The 14,855-nt window shown below is 69.0% G+C and carries 13 protein-coding genes; 8 read left to right on the top strand and 5 right to left on the bottom strand.

From position 1 onward, the window contains the following. Positions 1 to 273: 273 nt before the first annotated feature. The 3 genes from ACNAVT_RS21980 to ACNAVT_RS21970 are packed head-to-tail and all read left to right on the top strand — an operon-like array spanning position 274 to position 2,304. Positions 274 to 750: a VOC family protein gene (locus ACNAVT_RS21980; protein WP_416299018.1), complete on the top strand. Its 477-nt coding sequence runs from the start codon at positions 274 to 276 to the stop codon at positions 748 to 750. 19 nt (positions 751 to 769) lie between these two features. Then, a complete protein-coding gene (locus ACNAVT_RS21975; RefSeq protein ID WP_416299017.1) occupies positions 770 to 1,111 on the top strand; it encodes a YciI family protein in 342 nt (113 codons plus the stop codon). Beyond that, a complete protein-coding gene (locus ACNAVT_RS21970; protein WP_416299016.1) occupies positions 1,108 to 2,304 on the top strand; it encodes an RNA polymerase sigma factor in 1,197 nt (398 codons plus the stop codon). Before ACNAVT_RS21975 ends, ACNAVT_RS21970 begins: the two co-directional genes overlap by 4 nt. Positions 2,305 to 2,326: 22 nt before the next feature. Here the strand turns inward: ACNAVT_RS21970 and ACNAVT_RS21965 are convergent, their stop codons facing one another. Then, a complete protein-coding gene (locus ACNAVT_RS21965; RefSeq protein WP_416299015.1) occupies positions 2,327 to 3,160 on the bottom strand; it encodes an alpha/beta fold hydrolase in 834 nt (277 codons plus the stop codon). Between the two features lie 173 nt (positions 3,161 to 3,333). Then, positions 3,334 to 3,888 (bottom strand): winged helix-turn-helix domain-containing protein, encoded by a 555-nt coding sequence (locus ACNAVT_RS21960; RefSeq protein WP_416299014.1) that lies wholly within the window; start codon positions 3,886 to 3,888, stop codon positions 3,334 to 3,336. A 333-nt stretch (positions 3,889 to 4,221) separates the two neighbouring features. On the opposite strand from ACNAVT_RS21960, the gene ACNAVT_RS21955 reads away from it, so the two are divergent. After that, the gene (locus ACNAVT_RS21955) at positions 4,222 to 8,577 is read left to right on the top strand and encodes a S8 family serine peptidase (protein ID WP_416299013.1); all 4,356 of its coding nucleotides are present in this window, start codon (positions 4,222 to 4,224) and stop codon (positions 8,575 to 8,577) included. Positions 8,578 to 8,678: 101 nt separating this feature from the next. On the opposite strand, the gene ACNAVT_RS21950 is transcribed toward ACNAVT_RS21955, so the two are convergent. Further along, a complete protein-coding gene (locus tag ACNAVT_RS21950; protein ID WP_416299012.1) occupies positions 8,679 to 9,191 on the bottom strand; it encodes a winged helix-turn-helix domain-containing protein in 513 nt (170 codons plus the stop codon). Between the two features lie 539 nt (positions 9,192 to 9,730). Here ACNAVT_RS21950 and folE point away from each other — a divergent pair. Further along, complete coding sequence (gene folE, locus ACNAVT_RS21945) at positions 9,731 to 10,324, top strand: GTP cyclohydrolase I FolE (RefSeq protein ID WP_416299011.1); 594 nt, start codon at positions 9,731 to 9,733, stop codon at positions 10,322 to 10,324. Positions 10,325 to 10,342: 18 nt separating this feature from the next. Continuing rightward, entirely contained in the window at positions 10,343 to 11,596 is a 1,254-nt protein-coding gene (locus tag ACNAVT_RS21940) for an NAD(P)/FAD-dependent oxidoreductase (protein WP_416299010.1), read from the top strand. Positions 11,597 to 11,627: 31 nt separating this feature from the next. Here ACNAVT_RS21940 and ACNAVT_RS21935 read toward each other — a convergent pair whose 3' ends face one another. After that, positions 11,628 to 12,272: a helix-turn-helix transcriptional regulator gene (locus ACNAVT_RS21935; protein WP_416299009.1), complete on the bottom strand. Its 645-nt coding sequence runs from the start codon at positions 12,270 to 12,272 to the stop codon at positions 11,628 to 11,630. 133 nt (positions 12,273 to 12,405) lie between these two features. Here ACNAVT_RS21935 and ACNAVT_RS21930 point away from each other — a divergent pair, with 133 nt between their 5' ends. Next, positions 12,406 to 12,876, top strand: coding sequence for a DIP1984 family protein (locus ACNAVT_RS21930; RefSeq protein ID WP_416299008.1), 471 nt, complete (start codon positions 12,406 to 12,408; stop codon positions 12,874 to 12,876). A 244-nt stretch (positions 12,877 to 13,120) separates the two neighbouring features. Here the strand turns inward: ACNAVT_RS21930 and ACNAVT_RS21925 are convergent, their stop codons facing one another. Then, on the bottom strand, positions 13,121 to 14,107 hold the full coding sequence (locus ACNAVT_RS21925) for a hypothetical protein (RefSeq protein ID WP_416299007.1): 987 nt from the start codon (positions 14,105 to 14,107) through the stop codon (positions 13,121 to 13,123). Between the two features lie 70 nt (positions 14,108 to 14,177). On the opposite strand from ACNAVT_RS21925, the gene ACNAVT_RS21920 reads away from it, so the two are divergent. Beyond that, positions 14,178 to 14,786 carry a TetR/AcrR family transcriptional regulator gene (locus ACNAVT_RS21920; RefSeq protein ID WP_416299006.1) on the top strand — a complete coding sequence of 203 codons (609 nt, stop codon included), beginning with the start codon at positions 14,178 to 14,180 and terminating at the stop codon, positions 14,784 to 14,786. Positions 14,787 to 14,855 lie beyond the last annotated feature (69 nt).

The raw sequence follows: 14,855 nt of genomic DNA, 5'->3' as shown, positions 1-14,855 counted from the left end.
TCCGTGCCGCTCGGGCTCATCTCGGGTTGCGAAGAGTTTCGGCCACAGCGTTGCGTCGGCCAGGCGTTGAATTCGGCGCATGCCACCGGGCGCGGTCCGGCTGGTATCCACCGCCGGCCCATGGCGCTGCAGCAGGACCGGTGCGGGGCCGGTCAATGTCCCCGGCGCGCACAGTGACGTGGACGTTGACAAAAGCTTCGGCTCGTTGTCGGATCCGACCACCCGCCGGTCGTCTGGCAAGTAGAGGCACTACCACGACAGAGGAGCACAGCCATGACAGGCGCCGTCAAACCCAACCCGATTCCCGGAACCTACCGCCGGGTCACACCGTGCCTGGTCGTGCAGGGCGCCACGAAAGCCCTGGACTTCTACGCCGAGGTGTTCGGGGCGACCGAGCGGATGCGGTTCCCCGGCCCGGACGGGACCGTCGCCCACGCGGAGATCCAGATCGGGGACGCGGTGGTCATTGTCGAAGACGCCGATCCGCAGCGTGGAACGCAGGCGCCGCCAGCCGGTGGGCTGCCCGGTACCCCGGTGTTCCAGTTCATCTACGTCGAGGACGTCGACACCGTGGTGGCGCGGGCCGTCGAACTCGGTGCGACGATGCGGCGTGCCCCCGAGAACCAGTTCTACGGCGACCGGGATGCCTTCATCATCGACCCGTTCGGGCACGGTTGGACCATCGCCACCCACGTGGAGGACGTCACCCCCGACGAGATGACCCGGCGGATGGCCGCCCTGTTCGCATAGAACCGTAGCGGAGGAACCGATGAAGTACGTGCTGATGTTCGCCGACACTGAGCAGTTCGCCGCCGACCTGGCCGCCATGGACGAACCCGAACGGGAGCGCGCCTACGCCCGCGTGCGACAGTGGTTCGCCGACCACCATGACAAGATCACCCACAGCGCCCACCTCATGCCGCCGGGCACCGCCACCACGGTGCGGCTGGACGGTGGTGAACCGCTGATCTCCGACGGGCCGTTCGTGGAAGGCAAGGAGATCGTCAGCGGCTACGCCGAGATCGAGGTGGCTGATCTCGACGAGGCGCTACGCCTCGCGAAGTCCTGGCCGGCCTGCCCGGTGGTGGAGATCCGGCCCATCGCCGCATGATCCCGCCGACACACGACGAGCTCGCCCGCGTGGTCCGTGACCACGCGGGCGCCCTCGCCGCGTCCCTCGTCCATCTGGTCGGCGACTTCACCGCCGCCGAAGACCTCGTGCAGGACGCCATCGAGGCCGCCCTGGCCCACTGGCCGGTCGAGGGCATCCCCGACCGGCCAGACGCGTGGCTGTACACCGTGGCTCGCCGCCGCGGTCTCGACCAGCTCCGCCGGGAGCACCGCTACCGACAGAAACTCGCCCTGGTGCCGTGGCCGGCCGAGCCGCAACCTGACGATCGGCTTCGGCTGGTCTTCACCTGCTGCCACCCCGCCCTGCCCCGCGCCGCCCAGGTCGCGCTCACCCTTCGGGTGGTGTGCGGGCTGACCACCGCGCAGATTGCCAGAGCATTCCTTGTCCCGGAAAGCACGGTGGGGCAACGCATCACCAGGGCCAAGCGGAAGATCAACGACGCCGGCATCCCGTACCGAATCCCCTCCGCCGACGAACTCGGCGACCGCCTCGCCGAAGTCCTCGCCGTGATCTACCTGCTGTTCAACGAGGGCTACCTGTGCAGCCACGGACCTCACGCCCAGTCGCGAGACCTCGCCGACGACGCCGAGTTCCTCGCCGCGCTGCTGCACCAGCTCATGCCGACCGAACCGGAAGTGGCCGGCCTTCTCGCGCTGATCCGGCTTCACCGGGCCAGAGCCGCCGCCCGCTTCGACGACAACGACGACATCATCCAGCTCGAGTCCCAGGACCGCTCGCTGTGGGACCGGAAAGCCATCGCCCACGCCAGCCGGCTGATTGCCCGTGCCGCCGTGCACAAGCGCCCGGGACCGTACCAACTCCAAGCCGCGATCGTCGCCTGCCATGCCGAAGCCCCGCACTGGAAGGACACCGACTGGGCCCAGATCCTGGTGCTGTACGACATGCTCCTGCACCTGGCCCCCTCGCCGGTCACCCGGCTGCACCGGGCGGTCGCCCTGCGGTACGTCACCGGGCCAGCAGCCGCGCTCGCCGAAGTCGACGCCCTCGGCGGTGTTCTGGCCGACTACCACCTCTTCCACGCCACCCGCGCAGAGCTGCTCCGCGGCCTCGGCGACAACGGCCACGCGAGAGCAGCCGACGAGCGAGCCCTCGCCCTGACCACCAACCCGGCAGAACGATCCCTGCTGCGTCAACGCCTCAACTGGGCATGACCAGCCACAGCTGTGGCGGGCTTCAGTTCGCCTGTTCGTCGAGGAAGGCGAGGGTGGCGGCGGTGAACAGGGGCGAGCTGAAGATGTTGTAGTGGGTCAGCCCGGGCAGGATCGCGAGTGCGTGACCACCCTTCGGCCGACCCTCGCTCATCCAACCGCCGTCGCGCAGACCGCCGTCGAGCAGGTTGAAGACCTCGACGTAGTGGCTGGGCGGCGCCATGTCGGCGTCGGCGGCGACGATCAGCGTCGGCACCTTGAGGCCCCGGACCTCCTCGGTGAGGTCGAAGTCCTCCGCCATGAGCGCGCCGATCTTGTCCAGCAGTCGGGGAAAGTCCTCGGGGCGCGGCGCCACCCGCTGGTAGAGCTCGTACATCGGGGTGTCCTTCATGAACTCCGCGGCGGCCCCGCTCACCTGGCCCTGCTGCGCGCGCATCTCCGGGTAGATCGCGTCGGAGCGGACGTGGGCCGACGCTGCGACGAGCCGGCCGATCTTGGCCGGGTGCCTGACTGCCGTGCGCAGTGCCACCCCGCCGCCGAGCGAGTAGCCCACGAGGTCCGGCTTGGCGAGGTCGAGGTGGTCGATGAGGGCCGCGATGTCATCGGCCATGAACCGCAGGTCGATCGGTCGGTGATTGTCGGCGGTGCGGCCGTGCCCTTGCAGGTCGACGGCGATGACCTGGTGGCGTGCGGCCAGCGCGGGCAGGACCGGACCGAACATCTCACCCGATCCGAGTCCGCCGTGCAGCAGGATCAGCGGCTCTCCGGTCCCGTGCGTCTCGAAGTACAGGTTGATGCCGTTGACTTCGGCGTACTGGCCGGTGCCCTTGGCGTCGGTTGTCCAATCGGTGGCGGTCATGGTGATGCCCCTCTCGTCCTCGCTGCTGGCCGGTGCCGCTGTCGCTGTCGCCTGAGACGGCCCACCCTGCAAGTTACGACGTACGGCCTCGGGTGTCCGCCCTCGTCCGCACGCGTGTCGTGCCGTTCGCTCGATCCTTCGTCGGGACGCAGGTTGCCCGCGTTCGGTTCGTGTCAGGTGCCACTGACCCGGGGTCGCTGGTGGTCGGTCAGCCGGAATCCGACACCCCGTACGGCGTCGATGGTGACGGGGGTGCCGAGCTCGGCGAGCTTGCGCCGCAGTCGCTTCACCAGGGACTGCACGTCCGCGTTGCGCCGCAGCCGCTCGTCGCGCCAGACCGACCGATGCAGCTCGGCGTAGCTCCAGACTCGGACCGGCTCGGTGGTCAGGCAGGCCAGCAGGTCGTGCTCGAGTCGGGTGAGCGTGACCTCGCGGTCCCGGCAGCGGGCGGTGGACCGGGCCGAGTCGATCAGCAGGGTGTCGTCGGGTCCCGGGGGCGCGGTGACGGGTGCCGGCGCGGGCGACGCCTCCGGAAGGTGCTGTGGGGCCGCGATCAGCTTGCGCAGCTCGTCGAGGTCGGCCACCAGCAGCAGTGGTGCGACGCCGTCGAGGAGTTCGGCGAGCCGGATCCGTTCCGCCGGCGACGGGGTCACCGCGATCAACAGTGGAAACAGGTTTTCGGCCGGATCGGATCCGCCCGGCACAGTGGTCTCGTCGTCGTCGGCCACAGCCCCCCATTCCGAACCGGCGGGCATTTTCTGCCCAACTTCGTCATGGTCGTGACAATAATTGTCAGGCCCGCCAGTAACCAGGCAACCGCTAGTGACAAGTTGCTCACGTAGCGTTCTTGATCGTCCGTTCTCCTTGATCCTAGTGTCCAAACGGGCAGCCGACGTGGCCCGCTCGGCTCCCACGGGTACGGGGTTCGGTCGTTCCGATGTGACCAAACGGGAGATGACCTCCCGCACCCTTCGCCATGGCTCGATCAACCGCGGGTCGTTCTGGAGGAGGCAGCACCGATGCTGAGACGTCCACAATCGAGGCGCATTGCCAGATCTCTGGTGAGCGCCGGCGGGGCTCTGGTCCTCGCCGCGACAGCACTGGCCACCATCGGCTCAGGCGCACAGGCTGCGGCAGGAGCATCCCCCTCGGACAAGATCCGTCCGGAGCTCGCGAAGCAGCTGCAGGCGAAGAGCGGGGGCGACTTCTGGGTCCACTTCAAGGACAAGGCGGACCTGAGCAAGGCCAGTGCGATCAAGGACTGGAACAAGCGGGGCACCGCCGTCGCGGAGGCGTTGCAGAAGACCGCCGCCGACAGCCAGTCCAAGATCCGGGCTGAGCTCGACAGCTCAGGCGTGAAGTACCAGACCTTCTGGGCGACCAACGCCATCAAGGTCAGCGCCGGCTCGTCGGAGATGGCGCAGAACTTCGCCGCCCACGCCGAGGTCGACGGCCTGTACGCCCCGATCGAGTACAAGGTTCCCGAGGTCACCAAGGGCAACGACGAGAAGACGGTCAACGCCCTCGAGTGGGGCATCGCCAACATCAACGCCGACGACGTCTGGTCCCAGTACGGCGTCAAGGGTGCCGGCATCACGGTCGCGAACATCGACACCGGGGTCCAGTTCGACCACCCGGCGCTGGTGAACTCCTACCGCGGCAACAACGGCGACGGCACCTTCGACCACAACTACAACTGGTTCAACGCCGCCGGGACCTGCGCCGCCGCCCCCTGCGACAACAACGGCCACGGTACGCACACCATGGGCACCATGGCCGGCGCCGACGGCGCGAACCAGATCGGTGTCGCACCCGCGGTCAAGTGGATCGCGGCGAACGGCTGCTGCCCCAGCGACGCCGCGCTGATCTCCTCCGGCCAGTGGATGCTCCAGCCCCGGGACCTCAACGGTCAGAACCCGGACGCCAGCAAGCGGCCGAACATCATCAACAACTCCTGGGGAACCCAGCTGCCCTCCAACGACCCGTTCATGGAGGACGTGACCGACGCGTGGGCCGCGTCGGGCATCTTCGGGGCGTGGTCCAACGGCAACAACGGTCCGGGCTGCCAGACCAGCGGCTCGCCGGGCAGCCGGATCAACAACTACTCCACCGGTGCCTACGACATCAACAACAACATCGCCAGCTTCTCCTCCCGCGGCGCCGGGCAGGACGGGTCGATCAAGCCGAACATCTCGGCCCCCGGCGTGAACGTCCGGTCGAGCGTTCCGGGCAGCGGCTACGCCAGCATGAACGGCACCTCGATGGCCTCTCCGCACCTCGCGGGCGCGGTCGCGCTGTTGTGGTCGGCGGCGCCGGCGCTGGTCGGTGACATCAATGCCACCCGTGCGCTGCTGAACACCACGGCGGTCGACAAGGCCGACAGCCAGTGCGGCGGCACCGCGGCGAACAACAACGTCTACGGCGAGGGCCGCCTGGACGCCCTCGCGCTGCTCAACGCCGCCCCGATCGGCGACACCGGCACCCTGGCCGGCACGATCACGGACGCGAGCACCGGTAAGGCGATCGGCGGTGCCGTGGTGGCCCTGACCGGCCCGGCGTCTCGCCAGCTGACCACCGGGAGCGACGGCAAGTACTCGTCGCTCCTTCCGGCCGGCGAGTACCAGGCCGTCGTGTCGGCGTTCGGCTACGAGAGCAAGACGGTGACGGCGACGATCACCAAGGACACGACCACGACGACCAACATCGCGCTGGCGGCGGTACCGAGCGTCACCGTCAGCGGGACGGTCAAGGACGGCTCCGGACAAGGCTGGCCGCTCTACGCCAAGGTGAGCGTCGAGGGCCCGTCGGGTGTCTCGGACTACACCACGCCCGCCGACGGTCATTACAGCTTCAAGCTCCCGAGCGGGGCGACCTACAGCGTGAAGGTCGAGCCGCAGTACCCGGGCTATCAGACGGTGACCAAGGAGGTCGTGGTCGGCTCGAGCAACGTCACCCATGACGTCGCTGTGCCGGTGGACTCGAAGGCCTGCACCACGGCGCCCGGATACCGCAACGGCTCCGACGGCGTGTACGAGACCTTCGACGGCACCACCGTGCCGTCCGGCTGGTCGGTGGTGGACGGTCTCGGTAACGGGCAGGTCTGGCAGTTCAACGACCCGGGCAACCGGGGCAACCTGACCGGCGGCACCGGCAACTCCGCGATCGTCGACAGCGACAAGTACGGCAGCGGCAATCGGCAGGACAGCTCGCTCGTCAGCCCGGTCGTCGACCTGACCAACGTCTCGGCGCCGGTGATCCGGTTCAACCAGGACTTCCGGCAGCTGGGCTCCAACAAGGCGGATGTCGACCTCAGCCTCGACGGCGGCACCACCTGGACCAACGTGCTCCGGCAGTCGACCAGCGCCCGGGGACCGCTGGCCACCGAGGTCAAGATCCCGCAGGCGGCCGGCAACGCGCAGACCCGGGTCCGGTTCCGCTACTACGACGCCTCGTGGGCCTGGTGGTGGCAGGTCGACAACGTGCTGATCGGCAGCCAGGTCCTCTGCCAGCCGATCGACGGTGGCCTGGTGCTCGGCCACGTGCAGGACAAGAACGACGACAGCTACATCAACGGCGCCACCGTCACCAGCGACGACCGGACGGCCGAGAAGGCCACCACCGCCGCGACTCCGGACGACACCAAGCTGCCGGACGGCTTCTTCTGGATGTTCTCGTCGTTGACCGGGTCGCACAAGTTCACCGCGAAGGCCGGCAGCTATGTCAGCCAGAGCAAGGATGTCGACGTCCAGAAGAACGGGGCGACGGCCGCGACCTTCCAACTCGGCGCCGGCCGGCTGTCCATCCAGCCGACCGACGTGAGCGGGACGGTGCAGATGCCCAGCGGTAAGGTCAACAAGACCTTCACCGTGACCAACACCGGCGCCGCGCCGGTCGACGTCCAGTTCAGTGAGCGGGACGGCGGCTTCGAGCTCCTCCGGGCCGACGGGTCCCGGGTGAGCAAGCAGGAGATGCTCGCCTCCAGCGGTGCACCCCTGCAGCGGCTCGACGTCCCGACGTCGTTCGCCGCGCGGGCGGCGTCCGGCAAGGACACCAAGGCGACCACCGCCGCGGACGGCCCGCAGGCCGCGCCGTGGACGGACATCGCGGGCTACCCGGCCAACGTGATGGACAACCGGGTGGTGAACCTCGACGGCAAGGTGTACTCGATCGCCGGCGGCGACGGGACGGCGTCCACCGCGAAGAACTACGTCTACGACCCGATCGGGCAGAACTGGGCACCGATCGCCGACCTTCCCGGTGCGCGTAACGCCGTGACGGTGGGCGTCGTGGACGGGAAGATCATCGTGACGGGCGGCTGGGCGGCGGCCGGCCCCGACGGCACCACCTGGTCTTACGACCCGGCGGCCAACACCTGGACGAAGGTGGCCAACAACCCGGCGCCGCGCGCTGCGGCCGGGCAGGCGGTTGCCGACGGCAAGCTGTACGCCATCGGCGGCTGCACCACCTCGTCCTGCACCCCGATGTCCAACTCGGTCGTCCGGTACGACCCGAGCAGCGACACCTGGGAGACCATGGCCAACTACCCGAAGTCGGTGGCGTTCGCCTCCTGCGGCGGCATCGACGGCGTCGTCTACTGCACCGGTGGTAACGACGGGTCCGTCGCTCAGAAGGCCGGCTACGCCTTCGACCCGGGTGCCAACACCTGGACCGCCATCGCCGACGCGCCGACCGACACCTGGGCCAGCTCCTTCGCCGTCGCCAACGGCAAGCTCATGGTCGTCGGCGGCGTGCAGGGCGGAGCCATCACCAACGCCGGCTTCGCCTTCGACCCGGGCACCAACGCCTGGTCCAACCTGCCGAACGCCAACACGGCCCGCTACCGCGGTGGCGCGGCGTGCGGCTTCTACAAGATCGGCGGCTCCTCGGGCAGCTTCACCGCCATGCCGGAGAGCGAGGCGCTGCCCGGGTTCGAGGAGTGTGCCGCGGCCGCGGCGGACGTCAGCTGGATGACGATCGACAAGACATCGGCCACGCTGGCGCCGGGCGAGAAGGTCACGGTCACCGTCGGGATGACGGCGAACGTCGACCAGCCGGGTACCTACTCCGCTTCGGTCGGGATCAAGGAGAACACGCCGTACACGGTGCAGCCGGTGCCGGTGACGATGAACGTGACTCCTCCGAACACCTGGGGCAAGCTGATGGGCACGGTCACCGGGACGAACTGCCAGGGCGTCAGCTCACCGCTCAAGGGTGCGACCGTCCAGGTCGACTCGAAGGGGATCTCCTGGACACTCACCACCGATGCCCAGGGCAAGTACGCCTACTGGCTGGACCGCAAGCACAACCCGTTGAAGATCATCGTTGCCAAGGACGGCTGGAAGCCCCAGAACCGTCAGACGACGATCAGCAGCACCCCGAGGGTGGAGGACTTCGCTCTGTCCCCGACCCGTTGCTGACAACTGAACAGTGACTGATCCGGCCCGCCTGGTTGCGACCAGGCGGGCCGGATCAGTTTTCAGAGTTGCCAGCCGGCAGGGGCGCCGGGGGAGCGTGGCGGTCAGGCCAGGGCGAGGCGGAAGCCGACCCCGCGAACGGCGTGGATCGCCGCCCGTGCGTCCAGGCGGGCGAGCTTGTGCCGTACCCGCCGTACCACCGAGTGCATGTCGGAACCGCGGCCCAGGTGCTCGTTGCCCCAGACCTCCAGGTGCAGCCGCTCGTAGGTCCACACCTGTCCGGGCGTGCCGACCAGGCACAGCAGGAAGTCGTGCTCCAGCCGCGTGAGTTCCACCTCGCGGTCCCGCCACCGCAGCATTCGCCGATCGGAGTCGACGGCCAGGCCGGGTGGCGGCGTACCACTGTCCTCCGCGGCGTCGCCGGTGGCGGCCTGGGCGGACGGTGCCGTCCCCGCAGCGCGGGATGTCCCGGCCGCGTCGAGAAACTTCCGCGCCTGCTCGGCGGTCGAGACGATCAGGAATGCCTCGGTCCCGCCGAGCAGTTGCGCCAGTTGCCTGCGTTCGGCAGGCGAGGACGCGATGCCGATGACCATGGACGCGGTCGGGATCCCCCTCATCCCCCCACCCCTTCCGGTGCCCACTCGCTCTGGGGCGTTTCCCCCTGAACGCCGATCAATCGGTCGTTCTTACCCTGATGGCGGGCGATTCGGTGAAAAGCAGCTGCAGCGTTGGCAAATCAGTAGTTGATTGTGGACAACAACGGGAAACGCGACCGTGATAAACGCTGGATCGGTCTCCTGAGCTGCAGACCTGTCTCTCCGGGTGCTTGTGACGGCTCTCTTCGGGCTCCTTGTCGCGCCTCATCTCGATCAAGGCGCGGTTGGTATAGTAATGGACTTCGATGTAATGGGCAACGCCCGATGTGCACCTTGCATTTGGGATAGCCGATACCAGTTTGAGCGATCAAATGCCGAATGTTCAGGTCATTCCCAGCGTGCCGGGAGATGGGCGGATCGGTCCTGGCGGCGGGATTTCACTAGCGGACGCTATTGAAAATCCGGCTCCGGCGGTCCAGGATGGCGATTGAGCCCGCAACCACTGGTGACCACAGAGGTTGTGGCGTGACACCTGTAGACCGCGTTCGAAGGTGGCTGACGTGAGCATCGCACCGACCCAACGTCGCGTCGATCAGCGACCAGTGCTCGACCTGGTCGCCGCCGAACAGGCTGCAGCCCAGTTCCTGACCGCACTCGACATCGATCTGGACTCGGAGAGCCTGCGCGACACACCACGCCGGATGGCCAAGGCGTACGCCGAACTGCTGACCGCCCGCCCGTTCGACCTGACCACCTTCCCTAACGACGAGGGCTACGACGAACTGGTGCTGGCCCGCGCCATCCCGATCCGGTCGGTGTGCGAACACCACCTGTTGCCCTTTGTCGGGGTCGCCCATGTCGGCTACCTGCCCGGCGAGCGGATCCTCGGACTGTCCAAACTCGCCCGCGTGGTGGAACTCTTCGCCCACCGTCCCCAGGTGCAGGAGCGGTTGACCAAGCAGGTCGCCGACTGGCTGGCCCTCGAACTGGCCCCCAAGGGCGTGGGCGTCGTCATCGAGGCCGAGCATCTCTGCATGACGTTGCGGGGCGTGCGGGCCGACGGCGCCACCACCGTGACGTCCACCATGCTCGGCGCCCTGCGGGACGACCCCCGCTCCAGAGCCGAGTTCTTCTCCCTCACGGGAGCCCACTGACCCGACCTGGAGAGCGGCATGGAAAGCAGCCCCACCTTCGTCATCGTCGGCGCCGGCCTCGCCGGTGCCAAGGCCGCCCAGACGCTCCGCGAAGAAGGCTTCGACGGCCGCGTGATCCTGCTCGGTGCCGAGCCCGAACGGCCCTACGAGCGGCCACCACTGTCCAAGGGCCTGCTCCTCGGGACCACCCCGCGACCCGAGGTGTACGTGCACGACGCCGGCTGGTACGCCGCGAACGGCGTCGAACTGCGGATCGCGACCCGGGTCACCGGCATCGACCGCGACCTCCGCCAGGTCATCCTGCACGACGGCGAGCGGCTCGGATACGACAAGCTGCTGCTGGCCACCGGCTCCACGCCCCGCCACCTGGACGTTCCCGGCACCGACCTCGACGGCGTGCGGTACCTACGTACGGTGGCGGACGCCGACCGGATCGCCGAGGCCCTCACCGCCGGCGCCCACGTCGTCGTGATCGGGGCCGGCTGGATCGGCCTGGAGATCGCCGCCGCCGCCCGCCAGCTCGGTGCGGCCGTCACCGTCGTGGAGACCGCCGACCTGCCGTTGCAGCGGGTCCTCGGCAACGAGGTCGCCCGGGTCTTCGCCGATCTGCACCGCGGCCACGACGTCACCTTCCACTTCGGCGTCGGGGTCCGGCAGCTGCGCGGCGCCGGGCGGGTCTCCTCGGTGCTGCTGACCGACGGCACCGAGCTGGCCGCCGGCACCGTCGTCGTCGGTGTGGGCGTCCGACCCGACGCGGCGCTGGCCGAGGCGGCAGGCCTGAAGGTGGACGACGGGATCGTCACCGACGCTCGCCTGCGTAGCTCCGACCCGCACATCTACGCCGCGGGCGATGTGGCCAACGTCCACCACCCGCTGCTCGACCGGCACATCCGGGTGGAGCACTGGGCCAACGCGCTCAACGGCGGCCCGGCCGCGGCGCGGTCCATGCTTGGCCAGCAGGTCGAGTACGCACGGTTGCCGTACTTCTTCTCGGACCAGTACGACCTGGGCATGGAGTACTCGGGTTGGGTGGCCCCGCACGGCTACGACCGGGTGGTGTTCCGCGGCGATCCGACCGTGGTCGATGGCAGGGCACCGGAGTTCCTGGCGTTCTGGGTCAGGGACGGCCGGGTGCTGGCCGGGATGAACGCCAACGTCTGGGACGTCACCGACCAGATCCAGGCGTTGGTCCGTGCGGGGCACCGTGGCAGGGTGGTCGACCTGGACAAACTGGCCGACCCGCAGGTGCCCCTGTCCGACCTGCTGTCCTGAGTGCGCGCGCGCTCCAGGGTGAGGCGGAAGGTCAGGCCGGCCGGATCTGCACGCAGCAGGCGCCGGGACCGGGGGCCAGCCGCGCGTCCAGGTCCGCCCGGCCGAGCCCGCTGAGCAGACCGGCGATGAATGCCTCGTTCAGGCCGCACACCAGCTCGGTCTGCTGCGCGGCGAGCTCGTGGAACGGGCAGTTCCGCAGCCGGATCAGCTCCTCATCGCCGGCCGGTTCGAAACCGAGCTCGGCGAGGACGGCCGCGACCGGCCGGCCACCGCCGATCTGACGGCCGATGGCCTCGCCCCGCTGCGCTGCCAGGCGGAGAGCAGCCGACCGGGCATCCGTGGGATTTTCCGCGACGGCCTGGGCCAGGATCTCGCCGACCAGGTCGTAGCGACGCTCCGGAATGGTCAGCGCGATGCAGCCCGGAGTCGCCTCGTAGACCTTCGGCGTGCGGCCACGTCCGCGCGGCTGGTCCGTCGGAGCCTGGTACCGGGCCTGCAGCAGCCCGGCGCCGACCAGCTTGTCGAGGTGGAACGCCGCCAGGTTGCGCGAGATCCGCTGCGCCTCGGCGGCCTCGTCCCGGGTCACCGGGTGGTCCTGGCCGCGGACATAGTCGTAAAGCGCCCGTCGTACCTGGTCGACGAGGGCGGTCACCGCCTGCCAGGGGGCTGTCGCCATGCCGAAAGTTTATCACCAACAGATCTTGTCGAAATTGCCGACGCGCATGGGCTCGCCGCGCCGAAAACGAGTCGGCCGGGCGGACCGAGATGATCTATTCTCCTGGCACTCATCTCATCGGGAGGTTCATGCGGTGAAGCTTGGCGAGGCGTTGGCAGACCGTGCGGAGACGACCCGTCGCGTGGAACAACTACGGACACGCATCATCGGCAGTGCGCGGTATCAGGAGGGCGAGCTGCCCGCTGAGGACGCCCAGCAGCTGCTGGCCGAGTTGCAGGGCGCACTCGACCACCTCGAGACGCTGATCCGGCGGATCAACCGCACGAACGCGGCCGTGGCGGTGGGCCACATCGGCACCCTGACCGATGCGCTCGCCCGCCGGGACGTACTCCGGCTGCGCCATGCGGCGCTCACCGCAGCGGCGGATGCGGCGGCGGGCAGCGGACGCGGCCACATGGTCCGGCAGCTCCGCTCGGAGCTGAAGATGCTCGCGGCGCTTCCCGTCGGGGATCTGCGCAACCAGGCCGACGCCATCGCTCAGGAGCTTCGTGAGCTGGATGTGTTGGTCCAGCGTACGAACTGGGAGGCCGATCTCCTGGAGTAGCTGCGGCAAGGCTATGTGGAGCAGGTAGTCGTCGTGGAAGCGTGCACAGACAGAGCCGGCTGGAACCCGGCACCCTTTCTCCGGCGCGCGATGGGCAGCGCGGGGGTTCGACTCCCCGGATGACAATGCAGCCCAGCACCGAGGACAGGTGACCGTGCACCGCGCACAATTCACCACCACGTGCAGGTCCATGACGACGAGGGCGGGTTCGGGGTCATCCACATCTGCGGAGTGTGCCGCCGCGTCACAGGCGGAAGATCCGAACCACCAGCCCGGTGTCGTGCATGGTGTGCGGCGCGACGGCGTGGTACGCCCAGGCGTGCACCCACGCGTTGCCGGTCCGTACCGTCAGCCACGTCTTGAACGCGCCGGGCAGGACGTAGATGAGCAGCACGAACAGGATCGTGAGCACGAACTCGCGTGGTGATCCGAGTCGTCCCCAACCCTCGAACACGTGCAGTGCCGCGTAGGTCAGACCGCCGAGGACCAGCGTCCCGGTCGTGGAGCCGGTGAGCCGCGCGTACCGGGGCACGAGCAGGCCCTGCACGAATATGACGGTGGGCAGGACCGTGCCGGCCAGGTAGAGGACGAACGTCACCGGCGCGCCGAGCGCGATCTGCCCGGCCGTCAGCCCGGCGAACGCGTGGCCGAGCGCCGCCCACTGGGCGAGCGATTCGAGCGCCAGCACGACCAGGATGAGCACCGTGTCGCCACGGCGATCCGCCGAGCGGAGGCAGAGCTGGCGTGCGGTGTACCGCCGGCGGAACCACAGGTACGGCAGCAGCGCGTAGCAGAGGCCGTTGTACCCGGCCCAGCCGATCGCCTCGGCCGGACGGACCGGATCGGCTGTGCCGACCAGCGTGCCGGCAAGGTGGAAGCCGATCGGATGCCAGCCGAGTGCCCGGCCGAGGAACAGACCGCCGAGTTGGGCGAGGACGCCGTACGCCACGAGCAGCCAGAGTTCGCGGTGGGCGGTGGGGCGCGGGGGAACACGTTCGGCGATCGCCGGATTCGGCCGCCGGCGGGTCAGTACGTACGCCACGACGGCCAGCAACAGCAGTTCGCCGAGGGCGAGCTGCGCGGCGATCACCTGGCCGGGCCCGGAGGGCGGGTCATGCTGCGCCGGCCAGTCGAAGGGCGCGTGGCCGGGCGCGAGGAGGAGGACGGCTGCGTTGACTGCGACCCAGCCGATGACCGCGGCGGCCAGCCAAACTCGTTCTCGAGGCGGCATCTGTTCCCTCCACTTTCTGGCACAGCTGTGTTAGAACCGGAACGTAGCACGACTGTGCTATAAAGGCGAGATGCCGAAGCTGGTGGATGCGGAGGCCCGTCGTACCGAACTCGCGGAAGCGGTGTGGCGGGTCGTCATGCGCGACGGGCTGGAAGAGGCGTCGGTGCGTAACGTGGCGCGCGAGGCCGGCCTCTCCATGGGCTCGCTACGGCACTACTTCGCCACCCAGTCCGAGCTGCTCGGCTTCGCGCTGCGCCTCGTGGGGGAGCGGATCGAGGCACGGATGCGGGCCGTGGACACCCTGGGCGACCAGCGACGCGTGGTGCTCGCGATGATCGACGAAATGCTGCCGCTGGACCGGCAGCGGCGCGGCGAGTGCGAGGTGTGGTTGGCGTTCACCGCTCGCGCGGTCGTGGAACCGGCCCTCGCCAGCCTCCGTGAGGAGATCGACACGCGCCTGGCCGAGGCGTTCCAGATGATGATCGGACGGCTGGCGGACACCGACGCGCTACGACCCGAGCTGGATCAGCAGGTCGAGGCTGAGCGGTTGTACGCGCTCGTCGACGGGGTGATCCTGCACGCCGTCCTGCGGCCCGGCCGGATGTCGGGCGAGGCCGGCAGGGCCGTCGTCGCCACGCATCTTGCGCAGATCGCGCCCAGCGATCCGGGCACCATCTGAGAGACGCAGGACGAGGACGCGTGGACGCGTCGCTCCCGCCCACGACGGCCACGGTCTCCCCGGCCTCGA

This window comes from Micromonospora sp. SL4-19 (assembly GCF_047921475.1).
GTDB lineage: Bacteria > Actinomycetota > Actinomycetes > Mycobacteriales > Micromonosporaceae > Micromonospora.
The sequence above is the reverse complement of the archived record's forward strand: the minus strand, read 5'-3'. Positions and strand labels throughout refer to the sequence as shown.

Coding starts and splice junctions, on each gene's coding strand:
- ACNAVT_RS21980 (WP_416299018.1), top strand. CDS start 274: ATGACAGGCGCCGTCAAACCCAACCCGATTCCCGGAACCTACCGCCGG.
- ACNAVT_RS21975 (WP_416299017.1), top strand. CDS start 770: ATGAAGTACGTGCTGATGTTCGCCGACACTGAGCAGTTCGCCGCCGAC.
- ACNAVT_RS21970 (WP_416299016.1), top strand. CDS start 1,108: ATGATCCCGCCGACACACGACGAGCTCGCCCGCGTGGTCCGTGACCAC.
- ACNAVT_RS21965 (WP_416299015.1), bottom strand. CDS start 3,160: ATGACCGCCACCGATTGGACAACCGACGCCAAGGGCACCGGCCAGTAC.
- ACNAVT_RS21950 (WP_416299012.1), bottom strand. CDS start 9,191: ATGAGGGGGATCCCGACCGCGTCCATGGTCATCGGCATCGCGTCCTCG.
- ACNAVT_RS21940 (WP_416299010.1), top strand. CDS start 10,343: ATGGAAAGCAGCCCCACCTTCGTCATCGTCGGCGCCGGCCTCGCCGGT.
- ACNAVT_RS21935 (WP_416299009.1), bottom strand. CDS start 12,272: ATGGCGACAGCCCCCTGGCAGGCGGTGACCGCCCTCGTCGACCAGGTA.
- ACNAVT_RS21925 (WP_416299007.1), bottom strand. CDS start 14,107: ATGCCGCCTCGAGAACGAGTTTGGCTGGCCGCCGCGGTCATCGGCTGG.
- ACNAVT_RS21920 (WP_416299006.1), top strand. CDS start 14,178: ATGCCGAAGCTGGTGGATGCGGAGGCCCGTCGTACCGAACTCGCGGAA.